General features: G+C 62.2%; 12 protein-coding genes and 2 riboswitches. Of the genes, 6 read left to right on the top strand and 6 right to left on the bottom strand.

Annotation, left to right across the window (positions count from 1 at the left end):
* Window positions 1-29 precede the first annotated feature (29 nt).
* On the bottom strand, window positions 30-3,740 hold the full coding sequence (gene metH, locus JFT85_RS04625; protein ID WP_053255716.1) for a methionine synthase: 3,711 nt from the start codon (window positions 3,738-3,740) through the stop codon (window positions 30-32).
* A gap of 163 nt (window positions 3,741-3,903) precedes the next feature.
* Here metH and JFT85_RS04620 point away from each other — a divergent pair, with 163 nt between their 5' ends.
* Both JFT85_RS04620 and nfuA read left to right on the top strand, forming a co-directional pair.
* Window positions 3,904-6,198, top strand: a complete 2,295-nt coding sequence (locus JFT85_RS04620) for a fatty acid cis/trans isomerase (protein WP_201229333.1) — start codon at window positions 3,904-3,906, stop codon at window positions 6,196-6,198.
* An 886-nt stretch (window positions 6,199-7,084) separates the two neighbouring features.
* On the top strand, window positions 7,085-7,669 hold the full coding sequence (gene nfuA, locus JFT85_RS04615; RefSeq protein WP_027606479.1) for a Fe-S biogenesis protein NfuA: 585 nt from the start codon (window positions 7,085-7,087) through the stop codon (window positions 7,667-7,669).
* A gap of 171 nt (window positions 7,670-7,840) precedes the next feature.
* Here nfuA and cobM read toward each other — a convergent pair whose 3' ends face one another.
* The 5 genes from cobM to JFT85_RS04590 form a co-directional block, all read right to left on the bottom strand.
* Window positions 7,841-8,587 (bottom strand): precorrin-4 C(11)-methyltransferase, encoded by a 747-nt coding sequence (gene cobM, locus JFT85_RS04610; protein WP_069553825.1) that lies wholly within the window; start codon window positions 8,585-8,587, stop codon window positions 7,841-7,843.
* A gap of 70 nt (window positions 8,588-8,657) precedes the next feature.
* Window positions 8,658-9,050, bottom strand: a complete 393-nt coding sequence (locus tag JFT85_RS04605; RefSeq protein ID WP_053256496.1) for a cobalamin biosynthesis protein — start codon at window positions 9,048-9,050, stop codon at window positions 8,658-8,660.
* Complete coding sequence (locus tag JFT85_RS04600) at window positions 9,047-9,748, bottom strand: CbtA family protein (protein WP_053256495.1); 702 nt, start codon at window positions 9,746-9,748, stop codon at window positions 9,047-9,049. The genes JFT85_RS04605 and JFT85_RS04600 overlap by 4 nt, the downstream gene beginning before the upstream one ends.
* An 11-nt stretch (window positions 9,749-9,759) precedes the next feature.
* Window positions 9,760-9,948, bottom strand: a complete 189-nt coding sequence (locus JFT85_RS04595) for a CbtB domain-containing protein (protein WP_053256494.1) — start codon at window positions 9,946-9,948, stop codon at window positions 9,760-9,762.
* 96 nt (window positions 9,949-10,044) lie between these two features.
* A riboswitch (cobalamin riboswitch) is annotated at window positions 10,045-10,257 on the bottom strand.
* Window positions 10,258-10,343: 86 nt separating this feature from the next.
* Window positions 10,344-11,021 carry a hypothetical protein gene (locus tag JFT85_RS04590; RefSeq protein ID WP_169876001.1) on the bottom strand — a complete coding sequence of 226 codons (678 nt, stop codon included), beginning with the start codon at window positions 11,019-11,021 and terminating at the stop codon, window positions 10,344-10,346.
* A gap of 164 nt (window positions 11,022-11,185) precedes the next feature.
* Window positions 11,186-11,385: riboswitch (cobalamin riboswitch) on the top strand.
* A 91-nt stretch (window positions 11,386-11,476) separates the two neighbouring features.
* Here JFT85_RS04590 and cobW point away from each other — a divergent pair.
* Genes cobW through JFT85_RS04570 form a run of 4 tightly spaced genes read left to right on the top strand, consistent with a single transcriptional unit; the run spans window position 11,477 to window position 17,966 of the window.
* Entirely contained in the window at window positions 11,477-12,538 is a 1,062-nt protein-coding gene (cobW, locus tag JFT85_RS04585) for a cobalamin biosynthesis protein CobW (RefSeq protein ID WP_053256492.1), read from the top strand.
* Between the two features lie 3 nt (window positions 12,539-12,541).
* Complete coding sequence (cobN, locus tag JFT85_RS04580) at window positions 12,542-16,303, top strand: cobaltochelatase subunit CobN (RefSeq protein ID WP_069551393.1); 3,762 nt, start codon at window positions 12,542-12,544, stop codon at window positions 16,301-16,303.
* Window positions 16,303-17,301 (top strand): ATP-binding protein, encoded by a 999-nt coding sequence (locus JFT85_RS04575; protein ID WP_053256490.1) that lies wholly within the window; start codon window positions 16,303-16,305, stop codon window positions 17,299-17,301. Before cobN ends, JFT85_RS04575 begins: the two co-directional genes overlap by 1 nt.
* A gap of 53 nt (window positions 17,302-17,354) precedes the next feature.
* Window positions 17,355-17,966, top strand: a complete 612-nt coding sequence (locus JFT85_RS04570) for a vWA domain-containing protein (RefSeq protein ID WP_053256542.1) — start codon at window positions 17,355-17,357, stop codon at window positions 17,964-17,966.
* The last annotated feature ends 172 nt before the right edge of the window (window positions 17,967-18,138 follow it).

The following is an 18,138-nucleotide window of genomic DNA, read 5'->3' as shown; positions in this document are numbered from 1 at the left end:
GCGGTCCGGGCAGGTGAATACCGCGCTTCTTAGTTGTCGTAACCCAGGTTGGGTGCCAGCCAGCGCTCGGTGACGCTCAAGTCCTGGTGCTTACGCGCGGTGTAGCTGTGCACTTGGTCCTTGTCGACTTTGCCCACGGCAAAGTACTGCGCCTGCGGGTGGGCGAAGTACCAGCCGCTGACTGCCGCTGCCGGGAACATCGCGTAGTGTTCGGTGAGGAACACACCGCTGCGGCCGGCGTGCATTTCGTGGGCCTCGGGGTCCAGCAGTTGGAACAGCTGGGCTTTCTCGGTGTGGTCCGGGCACGCCGGGTAGCCCGGGGCAGGGCGGATGCCGCTGTATTGCTCTTTGATCAACGCCTCGTTATCCAGCTGTTCGTCCTTGGCATAACCCCAGTGTTCTTTACGCACCTGCTGGTGCAGCCACTCGGCGCAGGCCTCGGCCAGACGGTCGGCCAGGGCCTTGACCATGATCGAGTTGTAGTCGTCGCCCGCGTCCTGATAGGCCTTGGCCACTTCTTCGGCGCCGATACCGGCGGTGGTGATGAAGCCACCGATGTAGTCGGTCACGCCGCTGTCTTTGGGCGCAACGAAGTCGGCCAGGGAGAAGTTCGGCTTGCCGTCGGTCTTGATGATCTGTTGGCGCAGGTGATGCAGTTTGGCAATCGGCTGGCCGTCGTCACCGTAGACTTCCAGGTCATCGTCCTGCACCTGGTTGGTCGGCCAGAAACCGAACACTGCGCGGGCGCTGATGAGTTTTTCGTCGATCAGCTTGTTCAGCATTTCCTGGGCATCGGCGTAGAGCGCGGTCGCCGCTTCACCCACCACTTCGTCTTCGAGGATGCGCGGGAACTTGCCGGCCAGGTCCCAGGAGATAAAGAATGGCGTCCAGTCGATGTACGCGGCCAGGACCTTGAGGTCGATGTTGTCCAGCACCCTGGCACCGGTAAAGCTTGGTTTCACCGGGGTATAGGTGCTCCAGTCGAACTGTGGCTTCTTGGCGATCGCCGCCGGGTAACTCAGGCGCTCGGTACGTGCGCTGCGGTTCGAGGTGCGTTCACGCACGTCGATGTATTCCAGGCGGGTTTTCTCGACAAAGGCCGGTTTCAATTCCTTGGACAGCAACTGCGTGGCCACGCCCACCGCACGGGAGGCGTCGGTCACATAGATCACCGCATCATTGCTGTACTTGGGCTCGATCTTCACCGCCGTGTGCGCCTTGGAGGTGGTGGCGCCACCGATCATCAGCGGCAGATGGAAGTCTTGGCGTTGCATCTCGCGGGCCACGTGCACCATCTCGTCCAGGGACGGCGTGATCAAGCCGGACAGGCCAATAATGTCGCACTTCTGTTCCTTGGCCACTTGCAGGATCTTCTCGGCCGGGACCATCACGCCCAGGTCGACAATGTCGTAGCCGTTGCAACCCAGTACCACGCCGACAATGTTCTTGCCGATGTCATGCACGTCACCTTTTACGGTGGCCATGAGGATCTTGCCCTTGGCTTCCGGCTTGTCGCCTTTTTCCAGCTCGATGAACGGGATCAGGTGGGCCACGGCCTGCTTCATTACCCGGGCGGATTTAACCACCTGGGGCAGGAACATTTTGCCGGCGCCAAACAGGTCGCCGACGATGTTCATGCCGGACATCAGCGGGCCTTCAATCACTTCGATCGGGCGCGCAAACGACTGCCGGGATTCCTCGGTGTCTTCGACGATGTGGGTGGTGATGCCCTTGACCAGCGCGTGTTCCAGGCGCTTGTTCACCGGCCAGCCACGCCATTCCTCGGTCTCGGCTTCCTTGACGCTGCCGTCGCCCTTGTACTTGTCGGCGATGGCGAGGAGGGCGTCGGTGCCTTCCGGGGTGCGGTTGAGCACTACATCTTCCACGGCATCGCGCAGCTCGGCCGGGATCTGGTCGTAGATCTCCAGTTGGCCGGCGTTGACGATACCCATGCTCAGGCCGTTGCGGATCGCATACAGCAGGAACACCGAGTGGATCGCCTCACGCACCGGGTTGTTGCCGCGGAACGAGAACGACACGTTGGAGACGCCGCCCGAGGTCAGCGCGTACGGCAGCTCGTCACGGATATAGGCGCAGGCGTTGATAAAGTCGACGGCGTAGTTGTTGTGCTCTTCGATACCGGTGGCGACCGCGAAGATGTTCGGGTCAAAGATGATGTCTTCCGGCGGGAAGCCGACTTCATTGACCAGGATGTCGTAGGAGCGTTTGCAGATTTCTTTCTTGCGCGCTTCGGTGTCGGCCTGGCCGGCTTCATCGAAGGCCATCACCACCACGGCGGCGCCGTAGCGCTTGCACAGCTTGGCGTGGTGAATGAACTGCTCGACGCCTTCCTTCATGCTGATGGAATTGACGATGCCCTTGCCCTGGATGCACTTGAGGCCGGCTTCGATCACTTCCCACTTGGAGGAGTCGATCATGATCGGCACGCGGGAGATGTCCGGCTCGCCGGCAATCAGATTGAGGAAGGTGACCATGGCCTTCTTCGAATCGAGCATCCCTTCGTCCATGTTGATGTCGATCACCTGGGCGCCGGCTTCCACCTGCTGCAGGGCGACTTCCAGGGCTTCGGTGTAGTTGTCTTCACGGATCAAACGGGCAAAGCGTGCGGAACCGGTAATGTTGGTGCGCTCGCCGACGTTGACGAACAACGAGCTGCGGTCAATGGTGAACGGCTCCAGGCCCGACAGTCGGCAAGCCTTGGGAATATCCGGAATCGCGCGTGGCGCATAGCCGGCCACGGCCTTGGCGATGGCTTCGATGTGGCCCGGCGTGGTGCCGCAGCAGCCGCCGACGATGTTGAGGAAGCCGCTCTGGGCGAATTCTTCGATGACCTTGGCGGTTTGCGACGGCAGTTCATCGTATTCGCCGAATTCGTTGGGCAGGCCGGCGTTCGGGTGCGCCGACACATGGGTGTTGGCCTTGTTCGACAGCTCTTCCAGGTACGGGCGCAGTTCACTTGCCCCAAGGGCGCAGTTCAGGCCTACGGAAATCGGCTTGGCGTGGCTGACGGAGTTCCAGAACGCTTCGGTGGTCTGGCCCGACAGGGTACGGCCGGACGCGTCGGTGATGGTGCCGGAAATCATGATCGGCAACTCGATGCCCAGCGCTTCGAACACCCCTTGCACAGCGAAGATTGCCGCTTTGGCGTTGAGTGTGTCGAAAATGGTTTCGATCAGGATCAGATCGGCGCCGCCCTCAATCAGACCTTTGGTCGCCTCGGTGTAGTTTTCCACCAGCTCATCAAAGGTCACGTTGCGGTAGCCGGGGTTGTTCACGTCAGGCGACAGCGAGCAGGTACGGCTGGTAGGGCCGAGCACGCCCGCGACGAAACGCGGCTTGGCCGGGTTCTCCAGGGTCTTGGCGTCGGCGATCTTGCGCGCCAGGCGCGCGCCCTCTACGTTTAATTCGTAGGCCAGGGCTTCCATGCCGTAATCGGCCATGGAAATGCGCGTGGCGTTGAAGGTGTTGGTTTCCAGGATGTCGGCGCCGGCATCCAGGTAGGCTTTTTCGATGCCGCCGATCACGTCCGGACGGGTGATGACCAGCAGGTCGTTGTTGCCCTTGACGTCGCTCGGCCAGTCGGCGAAGCGCTTGCCACGATAATCCTGCTCCTCAAGCTTGTAGCTCTGGATCATCGTGCCCATACCGCCATCGAGGATCAGGATACGTTCCTTGAGGGCTTGATGAAGGGCGTGCAGACGAGCGCTACGATCGGACATGGGACTACTCTGGTCAGGCATTTCGGAGGGGGCGAATCATAGCAAACCTGTGCCTATTTGGAGCATGCCAAGGTTTTGCATGAATATCGTTCATGTTGCTGTGGGTTCCAGGCCGGTAGAATTCGCGGGTTTTTTATTTTGGCTTCATTTTGGGACCAGGCTCATGCCGTATCGCATCATTATCAGCCTTGCACTTTTGCTGATTGGCACTACCACACAGGCCCAAGATCCCGCCCCGGCGATTTCCTATACCCGTGACATTCAACCGATTTTTACTGAGAAGTGCGTGGCCTGCCATGCCTGCTATGACTCGGCCTGCCAGTTGAACCTGGGCAGCGGCGAAGGCGCGGCACGCGGCGCGACCAAAGTGCCGGTCTATGACGGTGAGCGCAGCCAGGCCACCAAGCCGACCCGGCTGTTTTATGACGCGTTCGGTAAAGCCGCCTGGCAGCGCGAAGGCTTCAGCTCGGTACTTGATGCCCAGGGCAGCCAGGCCGCGCTGATGGCGCGCATGTTGGAGCTGGGCCACCGCCGTGCGCCCTTGCAGCCCAACGGCAAACTGCCCGATGACATCGTGCTGGGCCTGAACCGCGAAAACGTGTGCCCGTCGCCAGGCGAATTCGACGCCTACGCCGGCGCGCACCCCAATGAAGGCATGCCGTTGGCCGTCACCGGCTTGAGCGACCAGCAATACCAGACCCTGCAACGCTGGCTGGCCTCCGGTGCGCCGATTGATCAACAAGGCGTGGCGCCGAGTGCCCAGGAAGCGGCCCAGGTGCTGCAATGGGAAGACCTGCTCAACGCCCCCGGCGCCCGGCAAAGCCTGGTGGCGCGCTGGCTGTTTGAGCACCTGTTTATTGCGCATCTGTATTTTGAAGGCGGCGAACCCGGGCATTTCTTCCAGTGGGTACGCTCACGCACCCCCAGCGGGCAGCCGATTGACCTGATCAACACCCGTCGCCCGAATGACGACCCCGGCACTCGGGTGTATTACCGCCTGTGGCCGGTACAAGGGGTGATTGTGCATAAAACCCACATCACTTATCCGCTCAGTGCGCAGAAATTGGCACGGGTCAAATCCTTGTTCTACAGCGGCGACTGGCAGGTGACCGCGTCGCCGGGCTACGGCCCCGGGCGGCGTGCCAACCCGTTCGAGACCTTCGAAGCGATCCCGGCGCAGGCGCGTTACCAGTTCATGCTGGACAACGCCGAGTACTTTGTACGCACGTTTATCCGTGGCCCGGTGTGCCGCGGGCAGATTGCCACGGACGTGATCCGCGACAACTTCTGGGCGCTGTTCCAGGCACCCGATCACGACCTGTACATCACCGATGCCCGCTACCGTGGCCAGGCCACGCCGTTGCTGGCGATGCCCGGCCAGAACGATGACGTGGGCAGCGTGCTCAGCCTGTGGCTCAAGTACCGCGACAAGCGCAACCAGTACGAAGCCCTGCGCCGGGACAGTTACGCCGACCTGCCGGCGCCAAGCTGGTCAACCCTGTGGGCCGGCAATGACAATGCGCTGTTGAGCATCTTCCGCCACTTTGACAGTGCCTCGGTCAATAAAGGCCTGATCGGTGAAGTCCCGCAGACGATGTGGTTGTTCGATTACCCGTTGCTGGAGCGCACCTACTACCAACTGGTGGTCAACTTTGACGTGTTCGGTAATGTCTCGCACCAGGCCCAGACCCGGCTGTACTTCGACCTGATCCGCAATGGCGCCGAGCAGAACTTCCTGCGCCTGATGCCGGCCGATAGCCGCGACGACTTTATGGACGATTGGTACCAGAACAGCGGCAAACTCAAGCTCTGGCTGGACTACGAGGCGATTGATGATGACACGCCGAGTGGGCTGCATCTGGATGAGAAGGACCCGAAGCGCGACTTTGCCCATCAGTTGCTGACCCGCTACGGTGACCTGAATGCCAGTCCGGACCCGATCAACCGGTGTACCGGTGCCTATTGCTCGCGTGATGGGATTGATCCGGCGTTGCAGGATGCGGAGCAGGCGCTCAGTCGCCTCACGTCGAGGCCGGCGGCGGGGCTCAAGGTGATTGAGCAATTGCCTGAGGCCACGATGCTGCGGGTCGAAACCGCCAGCGGCAAGCGGGTGGTTTACAGCATGTTGCGTAATCGTGCGCACAGTAATGTGGCGTTTTTGCTGGGTGAGGCTTATCGCTATCAGCCGGGGCTGGATACGGTGACCATCTATCCGGGGGTGCTGAGCAGTTATCCGAACTTTATGTTCAACATTCCGGCGGGGGAGGTGCCGGAGTTTGTTTCGGCGATGGAGGATGCCAAGGATGCCCAGCGGTTTGAGAGGATTGTTGATCGGTGGGGGGTGAGGCGTAGTCATCCGCTGTTTTGGCAGTATTTTCATGATTTGTCGCGGTATGTTTTTGAGACTACGCCGGTTGAGGATGGGGTGTTGGATATGAATCGGTATGAGAATTTGTGATTTTTGATTTGGGTGGGGTACATATCCGTTGCTGCGGTCACGGCGGCTATGGGTTCCGCTCTTACAGCGGGTCACTTTTTTACAAACGCCTAAAAAAGTAACCAAAAAACGCTTTGCCCCACCACTCGGTGCCTCGCTTAGGCTCGGCATGCCCTCACTCCGGCTTGAATCCGTGGGCCGCCGCAATGGGCCATCCCTGGCCCAGTGCGGCTAACCCGGCGTCCTGCCGGGTTACCCACGGATTCAAGCCTGCGTTCGGCCAGCGTGGTTAACGGGGCCTGTCAGATCAAGATCAACAGCAGATCAAAAGCAGAGCACGGCGGCCTGACAGCCGACCTGAGTGGTTGAAGCAACAGCATAGCAACAGCACTTTTACCGGATGAAATGAGATCCAAATGTGGGAGCGGGCTTGCTCGCGAATGCGTTGGTTCAGTCAGCTCATCTGTCACTGATGCGCTGCCTTCGCGAGCAAGCACGTTTTCACAATTTGACCGAGTTTTGTCTTCCGTTATCAGCTCGGCTGTAAGGCTGCCCCAGCTTTGCTTTTGATCTAACCCTTGAGGTTGGCTGCCAGGCCGCCGTGCTGTGCTGTTGATTTTGATCTCAGGCGCCCGATGGCGAGGGCTCAGGGTCCAAAGCCTTTGTTCTGGCACACCGAGCCTGGGCGCGGTGCCGAGTGGTGGGGCAAGTGCCTTTTGGGTGCAGTTGGGCTCTTTTCACAAGTGACCGGCCGTAAGGGCGGAGCCCTAAGCGGCCGTGACCGCAGCAACGGCTAGGTACACCTCCCGAGGCGCCCACATAAAAAACTATCCCGACAAAAACACTAGGACTTTGTACCTCGGTAATAATTTGGCGTAAACTGGCGGCAAGCCTGTGAGGAGTTTCCATGACTGCCATAACCATTACCGACGCCGCGCACGATTACCTGGCTGATCTGCTGTCCAAGCAGAACACCCCAGGCATCGGCATCCGCGTCTTTATCACCCAGCCCGGCACTCAATACGCCGAGACTTGCATCGCCTACTGCAAGCCTGGGGAAGAGAAACCTGAAGACACCGCCCTGGGGCTCAAAAGCTTCACCGCGTATATCGATAACTTCAGTGAAGCCTTCCTCGACGACGCGGTGGTCGACTACGCCACCGACCGCATGGGCGGCCAGTTGACCATCAAGGCGCCCAACGCCAAGGTGCCGAATGTCAACGCCGACAGCCCGGTCAACGAGCGCATCAACTACTACCTGCAAACCGAGATCAACCCGGGGCTCGCAAGCCACGGCGGTCAGGTCAGCTTGATCGACGTGGTGGACGATGGCATCGCTGTGTTGAAATTCGGCGGCGGCTGCCAAGGCTGTGGCCAGGCCGACGTGACCCTGCGTGAAGGCATCGAGCGCACCCTGCTCGAGCGCATTCCAGAGCTCAAGGGCGTACGCGATGTGACTGACCACACGCAGAAAGAAAACGCCTACTACTGAGTAAGGCGTTCACTGCGAACAAAAAAACGGCGCCCCGTGAGCGTCGTTTTTTTATGCTTTAAATTCAGTGTCTTGCGCGGTCTTTCTAACAAATAAGATCAACTGTGTGAGCCGGCTTGCTCGCGAACGCGGTCGTTCAGTTAGAGGTGCAGGGGCTGACCCCCGCATTCTTCAGGGGCGATAAAGGTGCGCGTGGCTCGCCCGGTACAGTGAGGACTCGCTGAAGCGGTCGCTTGCCAGCACCCGTCCGACCACGATCAGTGCCGTACGCCGGAAACCCTTGGCGGCGACCTGCTCGGCAATATCACTCAGTGTGCCGACAACCCAATCCTGATCCGGCCACGTCGCGCGGTGCACCACGGCAATCGGGCAGTCCGCGCCGTAGTGCGGCAGCAGTTCGGCGACGATTTTGTGCAGGTGGTTGACCCCCAGGTGAATCGCCATAGTCGTGCCATGACGCGCCAGGCTGTCGAACGCCTCACCGGCGGGCATGCTGGTTTTGTCGGCGTAACGGGTCAGGATCACGCTTTGGGCGATGTCCGGCAGGGTCAGTTCCGCCTCCAGCAATGCCGCGCAGGCCGCCACCGCGGTGACCCCGGGAATAATCTGGAAGGGAATGCCCCGCTCGCGCAAATGGCGGATTTGTTCGCCAATCGCCCCATACAGGCTCGGGTCGCCGGAGTGCACACGCGCCACGTCCTGGCCCTTTGCATGGGCCGCCTGGATCAACTCGATGATTTGTTCCAGGTGCAATTCGGCGCTATTGACCACCTGTTCCGCCTGATGGCCCTCCAATACGGCGGCGGGCACCAGCGAGCCGGCGTAAATGATCACCGGGCAACTGCGGATCAGCCGCTGGCCTTTGACGGTGATCAATTCCGGGTCGCCGGGGCCGGCGCCGATAAAGTAGACGGTCATGGGGAATTCCTGTTGAAAAACGGGCGAGCATGAAGATTGCTCATGATCGAGGAGGGCAATTATCGGGATTTTAGTCGGCGCATGCCAATGCAAAGGTGGCCTGGGCGGATTTTTTGCGCGTAATCAACAGGCGGGCAGGGCGCTGGGAGAGCTGTTCAACCAGGGCCAGGGCGGCGCTTTCGGCGATGCCATAGCAGCCAGTATGCGCAAAGGCGACGGCTGACTTGTGGCTCAAACGGTCTTCATAACCGGTTAAGTGTTCTGCGCCAAAACACTGCAAGGGCAGTTCCAGCAGTCGGGCCAGGGCCAGCAAGCCCGGTTCAGCCTGTTTGCGATCAATGCTTGCCAACGCCGTGATGCGATGGCGCGCAATGCCGGCGTCGGCGAGGGCGGTGTCAAACAGGCTGAGCAGGCTGTGAACATCACAGCCCCGTTGGCAACCCAGGCCGACCACCAGTGTCATGCCGCGTATTGACCGTCGCGGTTGCGGCGGAACAGCCACGCGCTGATCAAGCCCAAGGCCAGCCAGAAGGCGACGTTGGTCAGTTGCGAGGCGATCTTGAACTGCGCTTCCAGGGCTTCGGGTGCCAGCATCGAATGCACTTCAGGCTGCGGCGCGCCGATGATATGTGGCACGGCCAGAATCGCCACGCCCAGTATTTTCAGCAGCCCGTTGCGGCCAAACACCAGCAGCGCGATCCCCGCAGCGGTAGAGGCCGCGGTACCGATCCACCAGATCTGCCGTTGCGCCAGGTCGGCGGCAGCAGTGCCCGGCAATTCCGGCGGCAGGCCCAGGGTGGGGGCCAGTACAAAGGTTGCGTAACCGGCCAAGCCCCACAACAACCCTTGGGCCGTGCGGGTCGGTGCGCGCAAGGTGTAGAGACCGGCCAGCATCAGCGCGAAACCGACCGCTACCACCAGGTTGCCGCCGGTGGTCGACAGCACACGCTGCCAGCCATTTTCCGGCTCCCAGGCTTCGGCGTCGTGGGTGTGGGCTGCGGCGCCAGCGGCGTGTGCGTGAGCCACTTCGGCGACCGGGGCATTTTCAAAGGTTTCCGCCTGCAGAATCAGCGGGGCGACCCAAAAACTTTGCAGCAAGGTCAGCAACAGGGCGGCCAGCAGGCCGGTGAAACCTGCGGTTTGGGCAATACGCTTGATCATGTCGGCAGGCCTCAGTGGCACGGGAACGCGGCGCTGTGGCGGGTATCGTGGGCCGCGTTGTGCACCGCCTCGATATGCGAGAAGCCGGCGAAATACACCAGGCACGCGCCCAGAATCGACGCGCCGATGGCGGCACTCAGGCGTTGGCTCAGGGTGGCGGTGCTGCTGGTGGTGTGCGAGGTGCTGCTGATGATCGACATGGCGCGTCCCTTCTGGGTGTCAGGGTGAAACGAGCGCATGCAAACCCCGCGAGCCAGGCACGCAGGGTTCTGAACAGCGCCCGCCCACCGCGGGTTTGTTATCTGATTTTTCGGGCCGGTCTCCGGGCTTGCGAGGGGGCTCTATGAACAGAGTCCTGAAAGCATCGCCTTCCCATGCCAGGGGCACAGTGGCTGTGACGCTTCGCTCGCTTACCGTTGCGGGGGCAGCACCGGACTTCGCACGTGTCGACGTGAGTCACCGGTTTCCCGTTTCACCCTGTGAAGGGCACCCGAAACAAGAGGTGTAGGAGAGCATGGGCGGGGGATAGGCGTCAAATAGAGGTTTGGCGGCTCTCGAAATTCGCCAGCCGCCACCCGCTGGTTGGGCCGATCGATCAGTCCGGGTAGTGAAATTCCGGCGAGCTGTGGGTGCGTGTGTACTCAACGTTGCGCTGATCGAAGCGCTGATCTTGTGTTCCTGAGAACCCCAAAAAGCCCACGCCGATATCCAGGCGGTCAAGCAACTCTTTGCGTTTGAGCAGGGCCTGAGCGACCCCTCTCGCTTGCGGGCTGAAGGTGTTAGCGCTTGGCAGTTCACCGGAAGCTTCTCGCAACTCGGTGAAGTTCACGTACTTGTCGCCGCCGCCAAATTCGTTGAAGTGTTTGCCCACCAGGGTGATCAGCGCACGGTCGCTCAGGCGTTGGAAGTCACCGGTCTCAGTCGCGAGATCGTCTCGGCTGATTTGACCGTCCTTGCCGCTGGTAAAGTCCAGTTGCTGGAAGAGGTCTTTGCGCTTCAATACTTCCTGGGCAATCTCGATCTGCGTGTGGGTTGGCGGCACCCCGTTCAGCGGTCGTCCATCTGCCACTCGCTGAAGGGACTTTTTGGTAATGGTCTCGGTAAAGCGCGGATCGCTCATAGCATCAAAATAGGTTTGGAGTGCTTGCGCCAGTTCTCGGGGGTGGAGTTGGTCAACGGGCTCCGTCCAACGTGCAGTCGTAGGCGCGGCTTGCTGAGGGAGGAGAGCTGCGGGCAAGTGTGAATTGACATAGGGAGGAATCGTGAGCGTCATGGTGATTTCCGTTTTATGTTGAGGTCTGTTCACTCATATGTGTCGAATGCGGCTATGGCGTTCCCGGAGCGTTCGGTTAATAAGATCTGGAATTGTTTCAAGCCGCCGACGGCGAGCGCCCCGGTCCGTGTATCAATCAACGTTGACCCGCTTCCCCGCACTGCGTAGCCTTGCACCTTCGAGGTTCTTCGGCCCAGGTCGAAGCTAAGAAGGGAACGCGGTTCAAGCCGCGGCTGCCCCCGCAACTGTGAAGGGTTCATCTGACTGCCACGCCACTGCCGATACGGCGGGAAGGCGCACTCAGCGCCGGTCGCAAGACCCGCATGCCCCAAGCCAGGAGACCTGCCTCGTCACCGATTTTCTACTTCAACCGGGCGGGGTGATCCGGTGACGAAATCAGCTTCTGCGCGTTGCGCAGGGCCATCGTCCCGTATGCCCGCCCCAAAGGGCATCCGATGAAAACACTGGCCAAACTTCCCGTCACCATCGTCACCGGCTTCCTCGGCTCGGGCAAAACCACCTTGCTGCGCCATATGCTCGACAACGCCCAGGGCCGTCGCATCGCCGTGATCGTCAACGAGTTCGGCGAGCTGGGCATTGACGGTGAAATCCTCAAGCAGTGTTCGATCGGTTGCACCGAGGAAGAAGCCAACGGCCGCGTGTACGAACTGGCCAACGGCTGCCTGTGCTGCACCGTGCAGGAAGAGTTCTTCCCGGTGATGCGCGAGTTGGTCGCCCGTCGCGGTGACCTCGACCATATCCTGATCGAAACCTCGGGCCTGGCCCTGCCAAAACCCTTGGTCCAGGCCTTCCAGTGGCCGGAAATCCGCAGCGCCTGCACGGTTGACGCGGTCATCACCGTGGTCGACAGCCCGGCCGTGGCCGCCGGAACCTTCGCCGCGTTCCCGGACCAGGTGGATGCCCAGCGCAAACTCGACCCGAACCTGGACCATGAATCGCCGCTGCATGAGCTGTTCGCCGACCAACTGGCCAGCGCCGACCTGGTGATCCTGAATAAATCCGACCTGATCAGCCCTGAAGACCTGGCCCGCGTGCGCCTCGAAGTCGCCGAAGAGCTGCCACCCGCCGTAAAAATCATCGAAGCCAGCAGCGGTCGCCTGCCGCTGGACGTGTTGATCGGCCTGGGCGCCGGTTCCGAAGCACACATCGACGACCGCCACAGCCATCACGATCATCACCACGAAGGTGAAGACGACCACGACCACGATGCGTTCGATTCCATCTCCATCGACCTGCCGCAAGCCGATGAAGCGCTGCTGCTCGACGCCCTGACGCAGTTGGTGGTGCAACACGGCATCCTGCGCGTCAAAGGTTTCGCGGCGATCCCGAACAAACCGATGCGCCTGCTGATCCAGGGCGTGGGCACACGTTTCGACAAGCACTTCGACCGTGCCTGGCAGGCTGATGAAGCACGCGTCACGCGTCTGGTGCTGATCGGCCAGGCGCTGGACGCGGCGGGCCTCGAAGCGCAACTGCGCGCCGCCCTCAGCGTTTAACCCATGCACCTGCTCAGGACCCAGCCCGGCGGTTTCGTCTCGGAAGACAACATTGCCGACTTAGGCCAAACCCCCGCTGAACTGGTGATCCTGTGCAGCGGCGACTCCAGCCTGGCACTGCTCGCCGAAGCGGCTCAGCAGTTACCCGACGACTACCCCAGCTTTCGCCTGGCCAACCCGATGCAGGTGCAAAACCATGCCTCTGTCGACCTGTACGTGGACGAGGTGCTGCGCCACGCCAAGGTCATCCTGATTTCGCTGCACGGCGGCATCGGTTATTGGCGCTACGGCATCGAGCGCCTGGTGGAGTTGGCCGAGCGTGGCGTGCAACTGATCCTGGTGCCGGGCGATGATCGCCCGGACCCGGAACTCAGCGGCTTGAGCACCGTAGGCGTGGACGCGCGCGACCGCCTGTGGCACTTCCTGCGCCAGGGCGGCTTGGGCAACGCGCTGGATTTCTATCGCTGCCTGGCAAGCAGCTACCTGGCCCGTGACTATGCCTGGGCCGAACCGCAAAGCCTGCCGCGCACCGCGATTTATCACCCGCATAAAGCCAACCCGCGCTTGAATGACTGGCAGTCGGATTGGCAGGCAGACTGGCCGGTAGCCGCCGTGCTGTTCTACCGCTCGCATTTGCAGGCGGCCAATACCGGGTTTATCGACGTGTTCTGCCAACGCTTGCAAGCGGCGGGTCTTAACCCGTTGCCGATAGCGGTGGCCAGTTTGAAAGAGCCCGGCTGCCTGACGGTGGTCGAAGACTGGCTGGATGACGTGCAGGCGGCGGTGATTCTGAACACCACCGGCTTTGCCCAGTCCAGCCCGGAAGCCCCGCATTTGCGCCCGTTCCGGCGCAATATTCCGGTGATCCAGGCGATTTGCGCCCAGGACAACCAGCCCGGCTGGGAGGCCAGCGAGCAAGGCCTCGGCCCGCGCGACCTGGCGATGCATATTGCCTTGCCGGAGCTGGACGGGCGCATTATCAGCCGTCCCATCAGCTTCAAAGACCTGGCCTGGCGCAGTGAGCGCAGCCAGTCCGACGTGGTGTGTTACCGCGCTGCGCCCGAGCGTATGGATTTCGTCGCCGAGCTGGCGCGGCGTTGGGTTGAGCTGGCGCGGGTGCCGAATGCGCAAAAGCGCATCGCGCTGATCCTCGCCAACTACCCGACCCGCGACGGCCGCATCGGCAATGGCGTGGGCCTGGATACCCCGGCGGCGGCGCTGAATATCCTGCGCGCGCTGCAAGCCGACGGTTATCCGGTGCCCAGTGAGTTGCCGCACAGCGGCACGGCCTTGATTCATGAGCTGCTTGGCGGCGTGACCAACGATCTGGACAGCCTCGACCTGCGCCCGTGCCACCAAAGCCTGGGCCTGGACGACTACGAGGCGATGTTCAAGCGCCTGCCGGAAGCCAATCGCCAGGCGGTACTGGAGCGCTGGGGCACGCCGCAGAACGATCCGATGTGCCGCGACGGCCGCATGATGATCGCCGGCCTGCGCCTGGGCCTGACCTTCGTCGGCATCCAGCCGGCGCGGGGTTATCAGGTGGACCACAGCGCGGTCTATCACGACCCGGACCTGGTGCCGCCCCACGGCTATTTGGCGTTCTACTTTTGGTTGCGCCACACCTACGGCGCCCATGGCGTGATCCACGTGGGCAAGCACGGCAACCTCGAATGGCTGCCGGGCAAGGGTGTGGGGCTGTCGGAAAACTGCTGGCCCGACGCGCTGCTGGGGCCGTTGCCGAATATCTACCCGTTTATCGTCAACGACCCGGGCGAGGGCGCCCAGGCCAAGCGGCGCACTCAAGCGGTGATCATCGACCACTTGATGCCGCCACTGACGCGGGCCGAGACCTACGGCCCGCTGCGTAACCTGGAGCTGTTGGCCGACGAATATTACGAGGCGCAATTGCTGGACCCGCGCCGCGCCCTTGAATTGCAAAAAGACATTCTCAAGCTGGTGCGCGAAACCCATATCGATCAGGAGCTGGAGCTGGACAACGACGCCGACGCCGCGATCTGGTTGCCGCGCCTGGACACTTACCTGTGCGACTTGAAGGAGTCGCAGATCCGCGACGGCCTGCATATTTTTGGCGAGTCGCCCGACGGCCGTTTGCGCATCGACACCTTGCTGGCCTTGCTGCGCATTCCGCGCGGCGATGGGCGTGGTCCGCAGTCGAGCTTGCTGCGTGTTTTGGCCAAGGCGTTTGCGCTGGGCTTCGACCCACTCGATTGTGCGCTGGCCGAGCCGTGGACCGGGCGTCGCCCCGAGGTGCTGCAAGCCATTGATCCGCAGCTCTGGCGCACTGCCGGTGATACCCGCGAGCGCCTGGAGTTATACGCCGCGCGGCTGATCGAACAAGCGCTGGAAGGGCCGCTCGAGCAACTGGAGGAACCCGGCTGGGAGGACGTGAAGGCGGTCATCGAAAGCCTGCGCATCGTCGTGGCGCCACGCCTGGATGCGTGCGGGCCGGCGGAAATGCGCGGTTTGCTGGATGCGTTAAGTGGCCGCTTTGTACCCGCAGGCCCCAGCGGCGCACCGAGTCGTGGGCGCCTGGATGTGCTGCCCACCGGGCGCAATTTCTTTACCGTGGATGTGCGTAACCTGCCCACCACTACCGCCTGGCGCATCGGCTTTCAATCCGCCAACCTGATCCTTGAGCGGCACCTGCAAGACCACGGCGACCACCTGCGCCAGCTCGGCCTGTCGGTCTGGGGCACTGCCACCATGCGTACCGGCGGTGATGATATTGCCCAGGCCATGGCGCTGATGGGCGTACGCCCGGTGTGGGCCACCGGCAGCCAGCGCGTGGATGACTTCGAGATTCTGCCGATCAGTTTGTTGGATCGCCCGCGCGTCGATGTGACGCTGCGCGTGTCCGGGTTCTTCCGCGATGCCTTTGCCAACCTGATCCGGCTGTTTGATGCAGCCGTGCAAGCGGTGGCCGCCCTGGATGAGCCGGATGCCATGAACCCGCTGGCGGCCAAGGTGCGCAGCGAGCGCGAGGCGCTGCTCAGCGCGGGCCTGGATGAAGAGGCAGCGGCGAAACAGGCCGGCTGGCGCATCTTTGGCGCCAAGCCTGGCGCCTACGGCGCGGGCGTACAGGGTGCGATTGATGGTCGCTTGTGGCAGAGCCGCGAGGATTTGGCCGAGGTCTACCTGAACTGGGGCGGCTATGCGTATGGCGGTGCCGACGAAGGCACTGCCGCCCGCGAACAGTTCGCCCAGCGCCTGAGCCAGGTGCAGGCGGTCCTGCAGAACCAGGACAACCGCGAGCACGACCTGCTCGATTCCAACGACTACTACCAATTCCAGGGCGGCATGCTCGCCGCCGTGGAAACCCTGAGCGGTGACAAGGCCGCCAGCTATCATGGCGACCATAGCCAGCCGGACCTGCCCAGGATCCGTACCCTGAAGGAAGAGCTGAACCGGGTTATCCGTTCCCGTGCCGCCAACCCCAAATGGATCGAAGGCGTGAAGCGCCATGGCTATAAAGGCGCGTTCGAAATGGCCGCGACGGTGGACAATCTGTTCGCGTTCGACGCCACCACTGCGCTGATTGATGATCACCAATACGCCTTGCTCGCCGACGCCTATTTGCTCGACCCTGACACCCGGGCGTTTGTGCAGCAGCACAACCCCGATGCCCTGCGCGACATGACCGAGCGTATGCTCGAAGCCCAGCAGCGCGGCATGTGGCAAGCGCCGGGCGCGTATCGCGAGGCGTTGGAAAACCTGTTGCTGGACATAGAAGAAGACAGCTGATGACTGATATTGCGCATTTCCCGCTGTCCGCCGTGGTCGGCGCCGACGACTTGAAACTGGCCCTGTGCCTCACCGCCATCGACCCGAAAATCGGCGGCGTGCTGATCGAAGGCCCGCGCGGCATGGCCAAGTCCACGTTGGCCCGAGGCCTGGCGGATTTGTTGGCCAGCGGGCAGTTTGTCACCTTGCCGTTGGGCGCTACCGAAGAGCGGCTGGTGGGCACGTTGGATCTGGACGCAGCGCTGGGCGAAGGCCGCGCGCAATTTTCCCCCGGCGTCCTGGCCAAGGCTGACGGCGGCGTGCTGTACGTTGATGAAGTCAACTTACTGCCTGATCACCTGGTGGACCTGCTGCTCGATGTGGCCGCCAGCGGCACCAACCTGATCGAGCGCGACGGCATTTCCCACCGGCATTCGGCACGCTTTGTATTGATCGGCACCATGAACCCGGAAGAGGGCGAGTTGCGCCCGCAACTGCTCGACCGCTTTGGCTTCAATGTGGCCTTGAGCGGGCAAACCCTGCCCACCGAGCGCGGGCAGATTATCCGCCGCCGCCTGGATTTCGACAGCGATCCTGCCGCGTTTTGCAGCCAATGGGCTACGCAGCAAGCCGCCTTGCGCGATCGCTGCACCCAGGCGCGGGCGCGGCTCGACAGCATTGCCTTGGATGATCAGGCATTGGCGCAGATCACTGAGCGCTGTTTTGCCGCCGGTGTCGATGGCTTGCGCGCAGACCTTGTGTGGTTGCGCGGCGCGCGCGCCCATGCAGCCTGGCGCGGCGCGGGCGCTATCGCCGAGGAAGATATCGACACCGTGGCCGAATTTGCCTTGCGTCATCGTCGCCAGGTGCAAACGCCTCCGGCGAGCCCGCCCGATAAAGGCCAGGCGCCACAACCTTCGGACAGCTCACCCGGCCAAGGCCAATGGGGCGCTATGCCCGCAGCGCCGTTGCCCACGGGCGCGCGCCGGGATGTGCCCACCTGGCCAAAAAAGCCCTAGGCATTCGCCCCCGACCTGACGCGGGGGCGGATGCCCGGCCCAAGGCGGGGCGACTGGAAAAAGGCAGGCACGGCAAAGCGCGTAGCGCACCGTTTGGTTCGATCAACTGGCCGGGCACCTTGCTCGGTGGTCGCCCGCAAACCCGTGAGGATTTGGTGTACCACCTGCGCAGTCGTGCAGCCCATGAGTTGTGGCTGGTGATTGTCGATGCCTCGGCGTCCACCCGGCGCCATGGTGCGTTGAGTGACGCCAAAGGCTTGCTCGCCCAGTTGTTTGATGACGCGTATCGGCAACGGGCGCGCATGGCGTTACTGACGGCCAGCGGGCACGTGCCCAAATGGCAGGTGCAGGGGTTGAAAGCCGCCAAGGGCCTGACCGATTGGCTCGCTCAACTCGGTGCCGGAGGCGGCACGCCGTTGCTGGCGGCGCTGTCCGAAGCCGGGCATTGGCTGCACGCGCGGCGCAAGCGCTACCCGGCCGAGCAGCAGCGTTTGCTGGTAATTACCGATGGGCGGCTCAAAGATATCGCCGGATTAGCGGCGCTCGAGTGCCCGGGATTACTGGTGGATATCGAGCGCGGCCCGATCCAGCTCGGGCGCGCCCAACAGCTGGCGCTTGCGTTGCAGTTGGACTATCGGCATATCGACAGCGTGCCGCTGCAATAAAAGTGAACGTTCCCTGATTCCCGCTTGTCCCCGCTTCCCATGTCACCCCCCGCCTGCCAAATCCCTTAATTTTTCAAGCCTGCCGGAAGCCGCTCCTGGCCTCCGGCTGTGCCCGCGATTTTTTCAGGGCGCCCAGCACACCCGATGCAAGCGGCAGCTGAAAACGGACTTT

Origin of the sequence: Pseudomonas sp. TH04, assembly GCF_016651355.1 — a bacterium.
In the GTDB taxonomy this organism is placed as follows: Bacteria; Pseudomonadota; Gammaproteobacteria; order Pseudomonadales; family Pseudomonadaceae; genus Aquipseudomonas; species Aquipseudomonas fluorescens.
The sequence above is the reverse complement of the archived record's forward strand: the minus strand, read 5'-3'. Positions and strand labels throughout refer to the sequence as shown.

Excerpts from the sequence above, each read along its gene's own strand:
- metH (WP_053255716.1), bottom strand. The coding sequence starts at position 3,740 with ATGTCCGATCGTAGCGCTCGTCTGCACGCCCTTCATCAAGCCCTCAAG.
- JFT85_RS04620 (WP_201229333.1), top strand. The coding sequence starts at position 3,904 with ATGCCGTATCGCATCATTATCAGCCTTGCACTTTTGCTGATTGGCACT.
- nfuA (WP_027606479.1), top strand. The coding sequence starts at position 7,085 with ATGACTGCCATAACCATTACCGACGCCGCGCACGATTACCTGGCTGAT.
- cobM (WP_069553825.1), bottom strand. The coding sequence starts at position 8,587 with ATGACCGTCTACTTTATCGGCGCCGGCCCCGGCGACCCGGAATTGATC.
- JFT85_RS04605 (WP_053256496.1), bottom strand. The coding sequence starts at position 9,050 with ATGACACTGGTGGTCGGCCTGGGTTGCCAACGGGGCTGTGATGTTCAC.
- JFT85_RS04600 (WP_053256495.1), bottom strand. The coding sequence starts at position 9,748 with ATGATCAAGCGTATTGCCCAAACCGCAGGTTTCACCGGCCTGCTGGCC.
- JFT85_RS04595 (WP_053256494.1), bottom strand. The coding sequence starts at position 9,948 with ATGTCGATCATCAGCAGCACCTCGCACACCACCAGCAGCACCGCCACC.
- JFT85_RS04590 (WP_169876001.1), bottom strand. The coding sequence starts at position 11,021 with ATGACGCTCACGATTCCTCCCTATGTCAATTCACACTTGCCCGCAGCT.
- cobW (WP_053256492.1), top strand. The coding sequence starts at position 11,477 with ATGAAAACACTGGCCAAACTTCCCGTCACCATCGTCACCGGCTTCCTC.
- cobN (WP_069551393.1), top strand. The coding sequence starts at position 12,542 with ATGCACCTGCTCAGGACCCAGCCCGGCGGTTTCGTCTCGGAAGACAAC.
- JFT85_RS04575 (WP_053256490.1), top strand. The coding sequence starts at position 16,303 with ATGACTGATATTGCGCATTTCCCGCTGTCCGCCGTGGTCGGCGCCGAC.